This window comes from Nocardioides marmotae (genome assembly GCF_013177455.1).
Taxonomy (GTDB): domain Bacteria; phylum Actinomycetota; class Actinomycetes; order Propionibacteriales; family Nocardioidaceae; genus Nocardioides; species Nocardioides marmotae.
On sequence record NZ_CP053660.1, the window covers coordinates 1,721,760 to 1,736,362 of the forward strand.

A 14,603-nucleotide genomic window follows, 5' to 3' on the forward strand; every position below is an offset into this window, starting at 1 on the left:
GGCACGCTCGGTCGAGCGCGTTCCGGGCCCGGAACGCCCGGGCGCCCGGCCCGTGGTCAGGCGAACAACGGGCGGCGACCCCTTCAACGCCGCGAACGCGCGGCGGCTGTACCTGATCGCCGCTGCCGTCGGTCTGGGCGGGCAGGCGGTGGTGCTGCTCGAGGCGTGGGGCAGGGCCACGGTGTTGAACCACCCGCAGACCGCCCCGTACGTGCACTCCGGCGTCGAGATCTCGTTCACGCCGCTCCTCGCCGGCCGGCCTGGGGGTCGCGGTCGCCGCCGAGGTGTTCCGCCAGGGCGCCGCGCTGCGCGCCGACGTCGAGGGACTGGTGTGAGCCGCAAGCGGGGCGACGCGCCGGACACCGGGCCGGTCGAGGGCGCGAGACGGTCCTCCGAACACCACATCGTGGTGCGGCTGGACGCGCTGCTGGCCGACCGCGGGATGACCCTGACCGAGCTCGCAGACCGCGTCGGGGTGACGATCGCGAACATGTCGGTGCTGAAGAACGGCCACGCCAAGGCGATCCGGTTCAACACCTTGACCGCGATCTGCCGGGAGCTGCAGTGCACCCCCGGAGACGTGCTCGCCTACGCGCCCACCCACCGCGCGGACGCAGGCCCCGCCTCGTCTGCCGGGACCGGTCCCGGGGCTGAGGACGAGAGGGGGTAGTCCGCTCGGGCTCAGCCCTGGCGCCGCACCCGCCGCCGGCGACGCGGAGCGAGCAGCTCGTCGGGGTCCTCGGGGTCCTGGCTGTCCACGAGCCGGCCGGCCAGCGCCGCCTGGACGACCAGCGCGAAGGACTGCTGGGCGTGCTGCCAGGTGTAGGCGTGGCTCATCTCCCGCGCACCCCGGCCCAGCCGCTCCCGCTCGGCCGGGTCGCGCAGCAGCAACCCGATCGCGGCGGTCAGCTCCTCGGCGGTGTCGACCAGCAGCCCGGAGCGCTGGTCGGCGACCGACTCCCGGGTGCCGCCCGCCGAGCGGTAGGCGACCGTCGGGGTGGTGTGCATCCCCGCCTCGCCGATGACCAGGCCCCAGCCCTCCTTGAGCGAGGGCAGCGCCAGCACCCAGGCGCGTTCGTAGACCTCGTGCTTGCGGGCCTCGTCGACGTGCCCCTCGAAGACGACGGTGTCCCCGGCGCCGCGGGCGCGGGCGTACTCCCGCAGCTCGGCCTCCCACCAGCCGCCGCCGACGACGTGCAGCCGCAGGTCGGGGTGCTCCTCGCGCAGCGCCAGCGCGGCGTCGATGGCGTGCTCGACCTGCTTGTGCGGCACGAGCCGGCCCACGACGGCGATCATCGGGGTCGGCGAGGGCCCGGGGTCGACGGGGACGACCGGGTCGGTGCCGTTGTGCACGACGGCCACGCGGGGGCCGTGCACGCCCAGCCCCCGCAGCTCGGCCCGCGTGGCGCGGGAGACTGCGACGTACTGGGAGCGCCGGTAGAGCCAGGGGGCGAGCCGGCGCTCGATCCACCAGCCGACGCGCGCGGTCGCCCCGCTGTAGACGACCGGCCACTGCTCGCGGTGCACGTGGTGGACGAGGACGACGACCGGGGCGCGGGTGACCAGGCGGCTGAAGAACGGCAGGCCGTTCTGCACGTCGACGACGAGGTCGACCGGGCCGGAGCCGCGGGCCAGCCGGCCCGAGGCGAGCGCCCACATGCCGGCGGGGTAGACCGAGAGCTTCGAGCCGCGCCGCACGAACCGGACGCCGTCGACGACCTCCTCCGGCGGGGCGGCCGCGTGGGCGGCGCAGAAGATCGTCACCCGGGCGCCGCGGGCCACGAGCCCGGCGGCCATCTTCTCCAGGTAGCGCTCGGCGCCGCCGCCCTCCGGGTTGCGCGTGTCGCGCCAGCTGAGGAAGGCCACGTGCGTGCCCTCCAGCGGCTCGAGCGCCCCGTCTGCTCCGTCTCCCATCCGGGGGAAGGTACCAGTGGGTAAGGTTCCGGCGTGCCGAGCCAGACCCCCCTCGCGACCCGCTCCCGGCGGCCGTGGAAGGCGACGCTCCGACGCTCGGTGCGACTCTTCCGCGAGTTCGGCTACGAGCAGCCCGACCCGGCCCGGTTCTACACCGCGCTGGCCGAGGACTCCGCCGACCAGCTCTCGACCTACGTCGACCTCGACGGCGCCGTGCTGCTCGACGTCGGCGGCGGGCCGGGCTACTTCCGCGACGCCTTCCGCGAGGCCGGGGCGACGTACTGGGCCCTCGACGCCGACGTCGGCGAGCTCGCCGGTCTCGGCGAGATCGCCTCCGGCACCGTCGTGGGCAGCGGGATGGAGCTGCCGTTCCGCAGCGGCGCGGTCGACGTCTGCTACTCCTCCAACGTCCTCGAGCACGTGCCCGACCCGTGGCGGATGGCCGACGAGATGCTCCGGGTCACCCGCCCCGGCGGCACCGTGTTCATCTCCTACACGCTGTGGTGGGGGCCCTGGGGCGGTCACGAGACCGCGCCGTGGCACTACCTGGGCGGCCGGCGCGCACGCCGCAGGTACGCCGCCAAGCACGGCCACGAGCCGAAGAACAAGTACGGCGAGTCGCTCTTCGCCGTCACCGCAGGGGCCGGCCTGCGCTGGGCCCGGGCCCAGCAGGACCTCGGCGTCGCCGAGGTCGTCGACCTCACCCCGCGCTACAACCCGCGCTGGTCGCGGTTCCTGCTGCACGTCCCGGTGGTGCGCGAGCTGGTGACCTGGAACCTCGTGATCGTCCTGCGGAAGCGATGAGCACCAGCCCCGACACCGACCTGGGCACCGACCCGGGCACCGAGCCGCGGACCGCCCGGGGCGCCGAGCCGCGCACCCGCCGGGGCGCGGCCCCGGACCCGATCACGGACCCGGCCTCGGACTCGGCCTCGGCCCCGCGCGCCGTCGCCCCCGCCGACCGGAGCCCGGAGGGCGTCTTCCGGTTCCGCCTGCTCGCGGCCTGCGCGGTGCTCGTGGGGCTCGCGTTCGTCCAGGGCCCCGGCCTGCTGGCCGCCGACACCAAGCTCGACCTCGCGCTGGCGCCGGTCGACTGGCTCAGCCGCGCCCTGCACCTGTGGGACGCCGAGGGCGCGTTCGGCCAGCTGCAGAACCAGGCCTACGGCTACCTGTGGCCGATGGGCCCGTTCTTCGTCCTGGGCTGGCTGGTCGACCTGCCGGGCTGGGTCGTCCAACGGCTCTGGCAGGGGCTGGTCATGTCGGTGGCGCTGGCCGGGGCCGCGAAGGTGGCCCGGGCGCTCGGCGTCCGCTCGGACCTGGCCTGCCTGGTCGCCGGCTTCGCCTTCGCGCTCTCCCCGCGGCTGCTCACCACCCTCGGCCCGATCTCGATCGAGGCCTGGCCGAGCGCGCTCGCGCCGTGGGTCCTGCTGCCGCTGGTCCGCGGCGCCACGCAGGGCTCGCCGCGCCGCGCCGCCGCGCTGGCTGCGCTCGGCGTGGCGATGGTCGGCGGCGTCAACGCGGCCGCGACCTTCGCGGTGCTCCCGCTCGGGATCGTGTGGCTGCTGACCCGCACGCCCGGCCCGCGCCGCCGCGCGCTGATGCTGTGGTGGCCGCTGTTCACCGCGCTGGCCACCGCGTGGTGGCTGGTGCCGCTTTTCGTGATGGGCGCCTACAGCCCGCCGTTCCTCGACTTCATCGAGACCACGTCGGTGACGACCTTCCCGACGACGCTCTTCGACGCGCTGCGCGGCACCTCCAACTGGGTGCCGTACGCCGACGCCGGCTCCCGCGCCGGCAACGACCTGCTCCGCACCTCCTGGGTGATCGTGCTCAGCGGGGTGCTGCTCCTGCTCGGCGTCGCGGGCCTGCTGGACCGGCGTACCCCGCACCGGGCGTTCCTCGGCCTCTCCCTGCTGGTGGGGGTGCTCATGGTGACCGCGGGCCACCGCGGCGTCGTGGAGGGCTGGCTCTCCGTGCCGGTCGCCGAGCTGCTCGATGGCGTGCTGGCGCCGCTGCGCAACGTGCACAAGTTCGACCCGATCATCCGGCTGCCCCTGGTCATCGGCCTCGCGTTCGTCGTCGACCGCACCCTCACCGCGCTGCGCGAGCAGCGGGACGCCCCACGCGCGGATCGCGTCAACCGCCGGGTGCTGGTCGCCGCGGTCGTCCTCGCCGTCGTCGGCTGCGCCGCCCCGGCCGTCCAGGGCCGCATCGAGCCCGCCGGGGCGACCCTCGGCGTGCCGGACTACTGGCAGCAGGCGGCCGACTACGTCGCCGCCGAGTCCGACGGCGGCACCGCCCTGCTCCTGCCGGGCTCGCCGTTCGGGGAGTACCTGTGGGGCGACACCGCCGACGAGCCGATGCAGTGGCTCGCCGACTCCCGCTGGGCGGTCCGCAACGTCATCCCGCTGACCCCGCCGGCCACGATCCGGATGCTCGACGGCATCGAGCGCCGGATGGCCGAGGGCCACGGCTCGCCCGGCCTGACCGCCGCGCTGCGCCGGGCGGGCGTGGAGCACCTCGTGGTCCGCAACGACCTCCAGCGCTCCGACGACGTCCCCGACCCCGTGCTGGTCCACCAGGCGCTGGCGTCCTCGCCGGGCATCGAGCAGGTCGCGGCGTTCGGCCCCACGGTGGGCGGCGACGCCCACCTGCGCGACGACCAGCAGCGGGTGCTGGTCAACGGCGGCTGGCAGGCCGAGCGCGCCGCCGTCGAGGTGTACGCCGTCGGGCCGGCGCCCGCGGCGGTCTCCGCGGCGGAGCCGACCGTGCTCGCCGCCGGCCCCGAGGACCTGCCCGACCTGCTCGACCTCGACGTCCTGGGCAGTGCCCCGACGGTGCTCGCGCCGGATGCCGAGGCGGCCGCCGACCCGGGCCGGGTCGTGCTGACCGACGGTCTGCGCGAGCGCGAGCGCTCCTTCGCCCGCATCCACGACGGCAGCTCCGCGGTCACCACGCCCGGCGACGTGCGCCGGGAGGACCGGCCGGTCCCGGACTACCCGCTCGGCGGCCCCGGTGACATGGACCGCTGGACGACCACCGCCCGCCTCGAGGGCGCCGCCGCGATCTCCGCCTCCTCCTCGGTCTCCGACGGCGGCACCGCCGGCGGCAGCGAGCGGGGCGCGCTGCCCTACGCCGCCCTCGACGGCGCCCCCGACACCGCCTGGGACTCCGGCTTCCGCAATGACGACACGTCCTGGTGGCGTGTGGACCTCGAGGAGCCGCTCGACGTCGAGGAGCTCACCGTCACCGCGGCGGCCCACGACGGGCGCCAGCGCCTGCGCGTGGTCACCGAGCACGGCGCCTCCGAGCCGGTGGAGCTGAGCCCCGGCGGCACCCGCCGGGTGCTGCTCCCGGCCGGCGAGGACGGCAGCACCACCGTGGACTGGCTGCGCGTCGAGGGGGTCGGGGGACCGTCGGCCGCGCGGCTCGCGGTCGCCGAGGTCGACGTGCCCGGGCTGGTGGTGCGGCGCGTGCTCGACCTCCCGACGCTGCCCGAGGAGTGGGGCGCGCCGGACGCGATCGTCCTCCGCGCCGACCTCGACGCCCGCACCGGCTGCGTCGAGGTGGCTCTCCGCGACCGCTGCGCGGCCGGGCGCGACCGCGCCTCGGAGGACGGCCCCGTGGTCCGGCGATCCTTCGAGCTCCCCGCCCCGGCGTCGTACGACGCGTCGCTTACCGTGCGCCCGCGCGCGGGCGTCGCCCTCGACCAGCTCGTGCTGCGCGACCAGCCCGTCGGGGCGACCGCCTCCTCGCTGGCCCTGCCGGACCCGCGGGCCGGCGCGGTCGCCGCGATCGACGGCGACCGGTCGACCACGTGGCTGGCCGACCCCGACGACGACCAGGTCGAGCTGCGGCTCTCGTGGCTGGGCGCGCGCCTGGTCACGGGCCTGGACCTCGACCTCGACGCGGACGTGGCGGCGCGGCTGCCCGACCGGGTGCTGCTGACCTTCACCCGCGGCGGGCGCACCGTCGAGGTGCGCGAGGTCGAGCTCGGCCGCGACGGCCGGGCGGTCTTCGGCGGGGTCCGCGCCGACGGCCTGCGGATCCAGGTGCTCTCCGCCGAGCAGGCATCCGACCTCGCCTTCGACGGCTCCTCGCGCCTCGTGCCGGTCGGCGTGGGGGAGGTCTCGGTGACCGGCGTGCCGTTCCTGCCGCTCGGCCTCACCGACCGACCGGTCACCCGGGCGTGCGGGACCGGCCCCGACCTCCAGATCGGGCCGCGCCGGCTCCGCACCGCCGTCACCGCCTCCGCCCTCGAGCTGCTCCAGGGCGCCACGGTCCCCGCCCGCCCCTGCGGGCCCGGCACGGCCGGGCCGCTCGCGCTGCCCGCCGGCGCCGTCGCGGTCGCCGCCGAGCGCAGCGACGCCTTCGACGCCGCCTCCGTCGTGCTGACCTCCACCACCGACCCCGGGCCCGCGTCGGCTCCGGCCCCCGCGGTCGAGGACCTCGACGGCCCGGTGCGCCGCGTCCTCGCCCCCGCGCCCGGTGACGCCGTGGTCGCGCTCCGGGAGAACGCCAACGCCGGCTGGGTCGCCACCCAGGACGGCGAGGAGCTCGAGCCGGTCGTGCTCGACGGCTGGCAGCAGGGCTTCCGCCTCGCCGGGGACGGGCCGGTCGAGGTCCGCTTCGCCCCCGACACCACCTACCGGGCCGGCCTGCTGGGCGGCGCCGTGGCGCTGGTCGGGCTGCTGGTCGTGCTGGTGCTGACCCGGCGGCGCTGGGCCGGGCCGGTGCCGCCGGCGCTCACCGACCGGCGGGTGCCGCCGGCGGCCGCGGCCGTCGTCGCGCTCGCCGGGGCCGGCCTGGTCGCCGGCACGGTCGGGCTGCTGGTCGGCGCGGTCGCCATCGGCCTGACCGTGCTGCTGGTCCGGCGCGCCCCCGAGGTCGCGCCCTGGGCGCTGGCCCTCCCGCTGCTGGCCGCCGCGGCGGCGTACGCGGTGACGCCGTGGGGGAGCAGTGCGGGCTGGGCGGGGGACCAGGCCTGGGTCGGCTACCTCTCCGTCGTGCCGCTGGTCGCCGTGGTGGCCACGATCGGCTCGGCCCGGCGGGGCGGCACGAGGCGCTTCAAGCGCATCGCCGGCACCTCGAGCACGCGGTAGCCCACCTCGGCGAGGACCAGGCTGCCCGCGAGCGAGGCGAGGAGCAGCAGCGGGCCGTTGGCGCTGAAGACCTGCCAGCCGGTCACCGCCATCACCGCGTGCAGCACGAGCAGGTGGAAGGCGAACAGGCTGTACGACACCACCCCGAGGCGCCGGGCGAGCGGGTGGCCGAACGCGCGCCCGAAGCCGCTGCGCTCGTCGGCGACCAGCGCCGGGAGGACCAGCAGCACGCCGATCGCGGTGTAGAGCAGGTTCTTGGTCAGCGACTCCGCGGTCGTCGGCGCGACGAGGACGGTCGGGCCGGCGAGCGGCGTGGCGGCCACGAGCAGCAGCGCACCCGCGAGGGTCCAGCAGGCCCCGGCCTGGCGGCCCGGGGCGAGCAGCCGGCGGGCGGTCGCGCTGCCGCGGGTGGCGAGCACGTGGACGAGCGCGAGCCCGATGCCGGCGGCGAACCAGCTGAGGTAGCCGGGCAGCCACTGGCCGGGGGCGCCCCCGGTCCAGGTGTCGGCCCAGTCCGCGCCGTGCAGGTGCCACCACGCGGTCACCGCGGTCATCGCGACCAGGACGGTGACGACGCGGGCCGTGGAGAGCCCGCGACCGCGTCGGCCGGTGGCCGCGAGCATGAGCAGCGGCAGCAGCAGGTAGAAGCAGACCTCGACGGCCAGGCTCCACATGTGGGTCAGCCCGGCCGGCGGCAGCGGGTCGACGAAGGTGTTGCCCAGCAGCAGCGTGGTCGCCCACGTGGGTGCGCCGAGGTCGGCGTTGTCGTCGAGCAGCGCCAGCGCGAGCAGCGCCGCGACGACGTACACCGGGGTGATCCGCAGGAACCGCCGCCACAGGTAGCTGCGCGTCGAGGGCGGCGGCAGGGTCTGGGCCGCGCGGGCGAGGTAGGGGCGGGAGAGCAGGAACCCCGAGAGCACGAAGAAGATCGCGACGCCCACGTCGAGGCGGGACAGCAGGGTGCCGGCGTACCCGTGGCGGCCGTAGTCCCCGGACCAGAAGGCGACGTGGGTGACCAGCACCGCCAGGGCCCCCACGGCGCGGAGCGCGTCGAGGGCGGGGAAGTGGGGAGGGTCGCTCACGTCGAGCTCGACGGGTGCCGCCGCGACGGTCGTCATGCGTCCTCCTCCGGCTCGGGCTGGCCCACCACGAGCGTGTCCACGCACAGCGTGACACCCGGGTCGAGGCCCTCGAGCCTGATCGTGTCGAAGCGCTCCTCGGGCAGCACCTTGACGAACACGGTGCCGAGGCCGCGCACCACGTCCGCGATCGTGGTGCCGCCGCCGGCCTCCACCCGCAGCCCGCTGTCGGCGGAGGCGAGGTAGTCGATCTGGAGCCACCAGCCGACCGGGATGGCCGGTCCCTCCAGCGGGATCGTCCGGCCCTCCTCGCGGACCCGCCAGCCGCAGCCGGGCACCGGGCCGGGCTCGGCGGCGAGGGTGTCCTCGACCTGCGCGGGCACCACGGTGCCGTCCTCCTCCAGCACGTGCAGCCGCTCGGTGCTGTCGGGGAAGCGCGCGGCCGGGCTGAGCATCGGCAGCAGCACCTCGAGGGAGTTGTACGGCGGGCCGAACGCGCCGCTGACGTCGGAGGCCAGGCCCTGGTCGGCCAGGTCCACCGACGCGACGCCCTCGAGCTGCTCGACGGCCGCGCCGAGCATCGTCTTGCCGGGGTGCTGGTCGTGCCAGACCTTGGCGTAGGCCCACGAGCTGGCCAGGCCGGAGAACGCGACGAGCGCGGTCGCCGCGGCGACCACCCGCGGGCCGGGCACCCGGGTCAGCAGCGGCTCGGGCCGCGTCCGGGTGGAGTCCGGCGCGTCGAGGAGCTCCATCGTGGCCAGGCCCAGGCACAGCACGACCGCGCAGGCGGCGTCGGTGAGGTAGCGGTACTCGGTGCCGCTGACCGAGCCGACCACCTGCGCGCGCGTGGTCAGCAGCAGCACGAAGTCGGCGCCGACGTACGCCGCGAGCAGCAGCCAGACGCGCAGCGTGCGCTCGCGGCGCAGCACGGTCCCCACGACGACCAGCGCGATGACGATCCAGGTCAGGTGCACCGCCCACTCCGGGGGCGTGGCCCGGGCGACCGGCGCGATGTCGGTGGTCCAGTGCCAGGGCCCGCCGAGGACGCCGGTGCCGAAGGAGTCGCCGATCATCCGGTGGGCCAGCTCGCCGGCGCCGACCGGGCGCTCGTCGGAGCTGATCTGGGGGACCTCGAGCAGGTAGTAGACGAGGAAGGCGGCGCCCCCGAGGACGCCGGCGAGGACAGCCGGCCAGTAGGTCCGGGCGACCTCGACGACCCGGCGCACCGGCCCGCCCCGGGCGAAGAACGCCAGCGCCAGGAACGCCAGGACCGGGAAGACCAGCAGCGTCTTGACGTAGCAGCACAGCCCGAGGGCCAGGATCGCGAGGGTGATGCCGAGCCAGAGCAGCCGGCGCGAGCGCAGGTAGCGCACCCAGGCGGCGACCGCGGCGAAGAACACCGCCTGGACCGGCAGCTGGTTCAGCGCCGCCGCCCACCACATCAGCGCCGGCATGGTGACGGCGGTGCTCAGGTAGAGCGCCAGCGGGACCAGGATCAGCGGGCGGCGCCCGAAGAGGGTGACCAGCATCCACACGCAGGCCGCGCTCGCGAGGGCCTGGACGGCCAGGCTGGTCGCAGCCAGGAGCGGCCAGGACAGCGACTCGGTCGTCGAGGCGAGCCACGCCAGGAACCGGCCCCACGGCATGAACTGCGCGGCGTACGGCTCGACGACCTGGCCTGCGGACAGGCCGTCCGCGGCCCGGGCCTCGTCGACGAGCTGGTAGTCGTCGCCGTAGAAGAACCCGCCCGCGACCGCCCAGGCCCGGAACCCGAGCTGGGCCAGGACCATGGCCACGGCCGCGGCGAGCACGACGTGCGGGCCGGTGGGTGCCGGGCGGTCGGACGCTCGGGCCGCTCGTCTCATCGCTGCGCGCACCCGGCGAAGTCTGCCCGGCTCCGGCGCCGGGGGACGAAGTACGGACTCCTTTGTCCGAAATGATGCACGTTCGGTGTGATGCAGGTTACGTTCGCCGCGTTGTGACTTTCCTGGGGAGGGAATGCGATGCGAAAGATTGCCGGGCGAGTCCTGATCGCCATCGGAGGGTTTCTCGTGGTGGCGGGGCTGCTGACGTCCGTGTGGGCCCCGGGGGTGGTGAAGAAGACGCCGGTCGACGTCGACCAGACGACGCGGCTGGACGGCGAGGCCACCAAGCTGGGGGAGACCTTCGCGGTGAACGTCACCAGCATCACCAAGGCCGACAGCGAGGCGTCGACCGACGACACCACGATCTGGGTGAACACCTCCTGCGTGGTGGCCAACACCGACGGCAACGCGCCGGACTGCGTCGACGGTGAGGACGAGCGGCTGGTCTCCGCGACCGTCGGCACCTTCGCCACCGACCGGGTGACCGCGCTGGGCCGCGACCACGAGAACCTCCCGGAGGGCTCCACGCCCTACGAGGGCATCGTGAACAAGTTCCCCTTCGACACCGAGAAGACCGACTACCCCTACTGGGACGGCACCCTCGGTCGCACCGTCGACATGGAGTTCCTCGAGGAGACCGAGATGGAGGGCCTGACCGTCTACCACTTCGCCGCCAGCGTCGAGGACGAGGCGATCGAGGTCGCCGAGGGCACCCCCGGCACCTACAGCCAGGCCGTCGACATCTACGTCGAGCCGATCACCGGCGCCGTGGTCAACCAGGAGCAGTCCCAGCAGCGCTACCTCGAGGACGGCACGGAGGTCCTCGACCTGAACGTCGCCTTCACCGACGACCAGCTCGCCACCAGCCTGAGCGAGGCCAAGGACAATGCCGCGAACCTCACGCTGATCACCGAGACCGTCCCGCGGATCGGGTTCATCGGCGGCGCCATCGCCCTCGCCCTCGGCGCCGTCCTGCTCCTCATGGGCCGGCGGTCCCAGGCGGCCCACAGCGCCCACGCCGCCGCCGCGCCCGCCTGATCCTCCGGCAGGCACCTGCTCCGTCCCGCTCGTTTCTGCGGGGCGCGGGGGATGCGACCCGGGATGTGACGCGCTGTCCAGATGACTACCGCGCCGACCCGACGGCGCGGTAGTCGTCGGACCGGCGCGGCAGGCGACGGACGGCGCGTTGCACGGACCCGGGGGAGGGCGGCGCTCAGGCGCGGGTGGCGCCGAAGATCGCGGTGCCGGGGGTGAGCCGGCCGCGGACCTCGGACCAGCCGCCCCAGACGCGGTCGTGGCCGGCCGGCCACTCCGGCTCGAGCAGGTCGGTGATGACGAACCCGGCGCCGGCCAGCACCGCGACCCAGTCGCCCAGGGTGCGGTGGTGCTCGACGTAGGAGACCTCGCCGGAGGCGTCGTCGACCTCGACGTACGGCGTGCGGTCCCAGTAGGACTGGCTGGCCACCAGCCCCTCCTCGCCCGGGTCGTCGGCGAACATCCACCGGGTCGGGTGGGTGATGGAGAAGGCGTAGCGCCCGCCGGGCCGCAGCACGCGGGCGGTCTCCGCGACCGCCACCTCCAGGTCGCTGATGAACTGCAGCGCGCCGAAGGAGGAGAAGACCACGTCGAACGACGCGTCGCGGAACGGCAGCGCGGTGGCCGTGGCCCGTACCGAGGGCACGACCACGCCGGTGGCCTCGTCGATGCGGCGGGAGTGCTGGAGCTGGCGCAGCGAGAGGTCCAGGCCGATCGCCCGGCCGCCCCGGGCGCGGACCCAGCGCGAGCACTGCCCGGCGCCGGAGCCGACCTCGAGCACGTCGCGGCCCTCGACCTCCCCGAGGATCCCGGCCTCGGCCTCGGTGAAGCCCTCCGGGCCCCACACGAAGCCGACGTCGCCGAGGAACTCGCCGTGGGTGGCCTGGTACTCATCGGCGTAGCGGTCCCAGTCCGGCCCGTTCGCCTGCCGCGACTCGGCCTCGCTGACCGCCCGGCGCTCGACGCGGACCGGGGGCAGCGGCGGGTGGTGGCGGGAGTCGGGGGCGTCGGGCGAGCCGCCGGAGGTGCTCATGCCGGGCCCGCCCCGAGTGCGCGGCGCCGGCTGAGCGGCAGCCGGCCGGCGAGGTCGCCGATCGGCCCGACCGCGCGGCCGAGGGCGTCCGCGGAGTCGGCCAGCGAGGGGATGAGGAGGGCCAGCTCCTGGAGCCGGGGCTGGATCGTCTCGAGGGTCTCGCCGAGCGCGACCAGCTGGTCGAGCGTGCCGCCCTCGGCGACGAGCTTCTCGACGAAGCCGTCCTCGGTCAGCACGCGGTCGGCGAGCCCGCCGGGCGCCAGCACGCGGTCGAGCACGCCGCCTTCCGCGGTCAGCCGGTCCAGCGCCCCGCCGGCGGCGACCAGCCGGTCGAGCACGCCCTCGTGCGCGGCGAGCCGGTCCAGCGGCCCGCCGTCGGCGAGCAGCCGCTCGAGCGCGCCGCCGTCGGCCAGGAGCCGGACCAGCGGGCCGTCCTCGGCGAGCAGCCGGTCGAGCACGCCGTCGCGCTGGAGCAGCCGGCCCAGCGGACGGTCGGCGGCGACCAGGTCGGCGAGCGCCCCGGCCAGCCGCATCGGGCCGTCCTCGTCGGCCAGCAGGCGGGTCAGCTGCTCGGCGTACCCCTGCTCGCCGATCACGCGCAGCAGCAGGTCGGCGTAGCCCCCGGGCCGGCGCAACGGGCCGTCGGGGGAGGCGAGGTGGCCGAGCTGGAGGGTGGTCTGCGTGGCCGCCGCGGCCAGGCGGACCGGGAGGGTCGCGGCGCCGAGGAGTGCGGGCAGGAGGGGCATGTGGTGAAACCTAGCGGGGCGCGCCGGCGGGGAGATGGGACACGGGCGGACCCCGGTGCGGGCCGGAGTTGGCTCCGTCACGCGCGGCGGCGTACGCTGGCTGTTGCGCCAGAGGTCTGCCTGCGTCCCGGACGGAGCGGACCCTCGCTCGCTATCAGCCCTCCTGCCGCTCCGCGGCTCTCGGGCAGGACACCACCGGTAGTGAAAAGGACCTCCTTGCGCGCGCCCGTACGACTTCTGCCCACCCAAGGATCTGTCTCTACATGACGAGCACCATCTCTACTCTTCCGGACTACGACGCGCCCCAGGTGGCGATCAACGACATCGGGTCCGAAGAGGACTTCCTCGCCGCGATCGACGCGACCATCAAGTACTTCAACGACGGCGACATCGTCGACGGCACCATCGTCAAGGTGGACCGTGACGAGGTCCTGCTCGACATCGGCTACAAGACCGAGGGCGTCATCCCCTCGCGCGAGCTGTCGATCAAGCACGACGTCGACCCCTCTGAGGTCGTCGCGGTCGGCGACAAGGTCGAGGCCCTCGTCCTCCAGAAGGAGGACAAGGAAGGTCGTCTGATCCTGTCCAAGAAGCGCGCCCAGTACGAGCGCGCCTGGGGCACGATCGAGCAGGTCAAGGAGGAGGACGGCGTCGTCGAGGGCACCGTCATCGAGGTCGTCAAGGGCGGCCTGATCCTCGACATCGGTCTGCGCGGCTTCCTGCCGGCCTCGCTCGTGGAGATGCGTCGCGTCCGCGACCTGCAGCCCTACGTCGGCCAGACCCTCGAGGCCAAGATCATCGAGCTCGACAAGAACCGCAACAACGTGGTCCTGTCGCGCCGTGCCTGGCTCGAGCAGACCCAGTCCGAGGTTCGCCACGGCTTCCTGACCCAGCTCCAGAAGGGTCAGATCCGCAAGGGTGTCGTCTCCTCGATCGTCAACTTCGGTGCGTTCGTGGACCTCGGCGGCGTCGACGGCCTCGTCCACGTCTCCGAGCTGTCCTGGAAGCACATCGACCACCCGTCCGAGGTCGTCGCCGTCGGCGACGAGGTCACCGTCGAGGTCCTCGACGTGGACATGGACCGCGAGCGTGTCTCCCTGTCGCTGAAGGCGACCCAGGAGGACCCGTGGCAGCACTTCGCCCGCACCCACCAGATCGGCCAGATCGTGCCGGGCAAGGTCACCAAGCTGGTGCCCTTCGGTTCGTTCGTCCGCGTCGAGGAGGGCATCGAGGGCCTGGTGCACATCTCCGAGCTGGCCGAGCGCCACGTGGAGATCCCCGAGCAGGTCGTCCAGGTCAACGACGACGTCATGGTCAAGATCATCGACATCGACCTCGAGCGTCGCCGGATCTCGCTGTCGCTCAAGCAGGCCAACGAGACCGCTGCCGCCTCCGACGTGGAGGAGTTCGACCCCACGCTCTACGGCATGGCCGCCACGTACGACGAGCAGGGCAACTACGTCTACCCCGACGGCTTCGACCCCGAGACGGGCGAGTGGCTCGAGGGCTACGAGGAGCAGCGCGCGATCTGGGAGGACCAGTACGCCAAGGCCCACGCCCGCTGGGAGGCCCACGTCAAGCAGCAGCAGGAGGCCGCCAAGGCCGAGGTCGAGGCCGGCGAGGCCACCTCGTACTCCAGCGGTGGCACGGACGAGTCCGAGGTCGCCGAGGGTGGCACCGGCGGCGGCTCGCTCGCCTCTGACGAGGCGCTGCAGGCGCTCCGCGAGAAGCTCACCGGCGGCCAGTGATCACTCGTTGATCCCTCTGGTCCGCGGGTAGTTCCGCAACCGTTCGAAGGCCCGGTCACCGCGAGGTGGCCGGGCCTTCGG

At 74.7% G+C, this 14,603-nt stretch carries 10 protein-coding genes; 5 read left to right on the plus strand and 5 right to left on the minus strand.

Features of this window, described 5'->3' with window-relative positions; genetic code table 11:
* The first annotated feature begins 331 nt into the window (after positions 1-331).
* Complete coding sequence (locus HPC71_RS08335; protein ID WP_412033868.1) at positions 332-670, plus strand: helix-turn-helix domain-containing protein; 339 nt, start codon at positions 332-334, stop codon at positions 668-670.
* An 11-nt stretch (positions 671-681) separates the two neighbouring features.
* Here the strand turns inward: HPC71_RS08335 and HPC71_RS08340 are convergent, their stop codons facing one another.
* Entirely contained in the window at positions 682-1,914 is a 1,233-nt protein-coding gene (locus tag HPC71_RS08340; RefSeq protein ID WP_154615106.1) for a glycosyltransferase family 4 protein, read from the minus strand.
* A gap of 33 nt (positions 1,915-1,947) precedes the next feature.
* Between HPC71_RS08340 and HPC71_RS08345 the strand changes: the two genes are divergently transcribed.
* Positions 1,948-2,718, plus strand: coding sequence for a class I SAM-dependent methyltransferase (locus tag HPC71_RS08345; protein ID WP_216656573.1), 771 nt, complete (start codon positions 1,948-1,950; stop codon positions 2,716-2,718).
* Positions 2,715-7,016, plus strand: coding sequence for an alpha-(1->3)-arabinofuranosyltransferase domain-containing protein (locus tag HPC71_RS21170; protein WP_154615107.1), 4,302 nt, complete (start codon positions 2,715-2,717; stop codon positions 7,014-7,016). Before HPC71_RS08345 ends, HPC71_RS21170 begins: the two co-directional genes overlap by 4 nt.
* Here HPC71_RS21170 and HPC71_RS08355 read toward each other — a convergent pair.
* Positions 6,908-8,134, minus strand: a complete 1,227-nt coding sequence (locus HPC71_RS08355; protein WP_154615108.1) for an acyltransferase family protein — start codon at positions 8,132-8,134, stop codon at positions 6,908-6,910. The genes HPC71_RS21170 and HPC71_RS08355 overlap by 109 nt on opposite strands.
* Positions 8,131-9,972, minus strand: a complete 1,842-nt coding sequence (locus tag HPC71_RS08360) for a hypothetical protein (protein WP_154615109.1) — start codon at positions 9,970-9,972, stop codon at positions 8,131-8,133. The genes HPC71_RS08355 and HPC71_RS08360 overlap by 4 nt, the downstream gene beginning before the upstream one ends.
* A gap of 126 nt (positions 9,973-10,098) precedes the next feature.
* Here HPC71_RS08360 and pgfA point away from each other — a divergent pair, with 126 nt between their 5' ends.
* Positions 10,099-10,998 (plus strand): cell envelope lipid trafficking protein PgfA, encoded by a 900-nt coding sequence (gene pgfA / locus HPC71_RS08365; RefSeq protein ID WP_154615110.1) that lies wholly within the window; start codon positions 10,099-10,101, stop codon positions 10,996-10,998.
* A 175-nt stretch (positions 10,999-11,173) separates the two neighbouring features.
* Here the strand turns inward: pgfA and HPC71_RS08370 are convergent, their stop codons facing one another.
* Positions 11,174-12,028 carry a class I SAM-dependent methyltransferase gene (locus tag HPC71_RS08370; protein ID WP_154615111.1) on the minus strand — a complete coding sequence of 285 codons (855 nt, stop codon included), beginning with the start codon at positions 12,026-12,028 and terminating at the stop codon, positions 11,174-11,176.
* Positions 12,025-12,774 carry an ABC transporter gene (locus HPC71_RS08375; RefSeq protein ID WP_154611927.1) on the minus strand — a complete coding sequence of 250 codons (750 nt, stop codon included), beginning with the start codon at positions 12,772-12,774 and terminating at the stop codon, positions 12,025-12,027. Before HPC71_RS08375 ends, HPC71_RS08370 begins: the two co-directional genes overlap by 4 nt.
* 263 nt (positions 12,775-13,037) lie before the next feature.
* On the opposite strand from HPC71_RS08375, the gene rpsA reads away from it, so the two are divergent.
* Complete coding sequence (gene rpsA, locus HPC71_RS08380) at positions 13,038-14,522, plus strand: 30S ribosomal protein S1 (RefSeq protein ID WP_154615112.1); 1,485 nt, start codon at positions 13,038-13,040, stop codon at positions 14,520-14,522.
* Positions 14,523-14,603: the final 81 nt, after the last annotated feature.

What these genes read in the sequence shown, in the direction of transcription:
- HPC71_RS08370 (WP_154615111.1), bottom strand. Translation starts at nt 12,028, where the DNA reads ATGAGCACCTCCGGCGGCTCGCCCGACGCCCCCGACTCCCGCCACCAC.
- pgfA (WP_154615110.1), top strand. Translation starts at nt 10,099, where the DNA reads ATGCGAAAGATTGCCGGGCGAGTCCTGATCGCCATCGGAGGGTTTCTC.
- HPC71_RS08355 (WP_154615108.1), bottom strand. Translation starts at nt 8,134, where the DNA reads ATGACGACCGTCGCGGCGGCACCCGTCGAGCTCGACGTGAGCGACCCT.
- HPC71_RS21170 (WP_154615107.1), top strand. Translation starts at nt 2,715, where the DNA reads ATGAGCACCAGCCCCGACACCGACCTGGGCACCGACCCGGGCACCGAG.
- rpsA (WP_154615112.1), top strand. Translation starts at nt 13,038, where the DNA reads ATGACGAGCACCATCTCTACTCTTCCGGACTACGACGCGCCCCAGGTG.
- HPC71_RS08375 (WP_154611927.1), bottom strand. Translation starts at nt 12,774, where the DNA reads ATGCCCCTCCTGCCCGCACTCCTCGGCGCCGCGACCCTCCCGGTCCGC.
- HPC71_RS08340 (WP_154615106.1), bottom strand. Translation starts at nt 1,914, where the DNA reads ATGGGAGACGGAGCAGACGGGGCGCTCGAGCCGCTGGAGGGCACGCAC.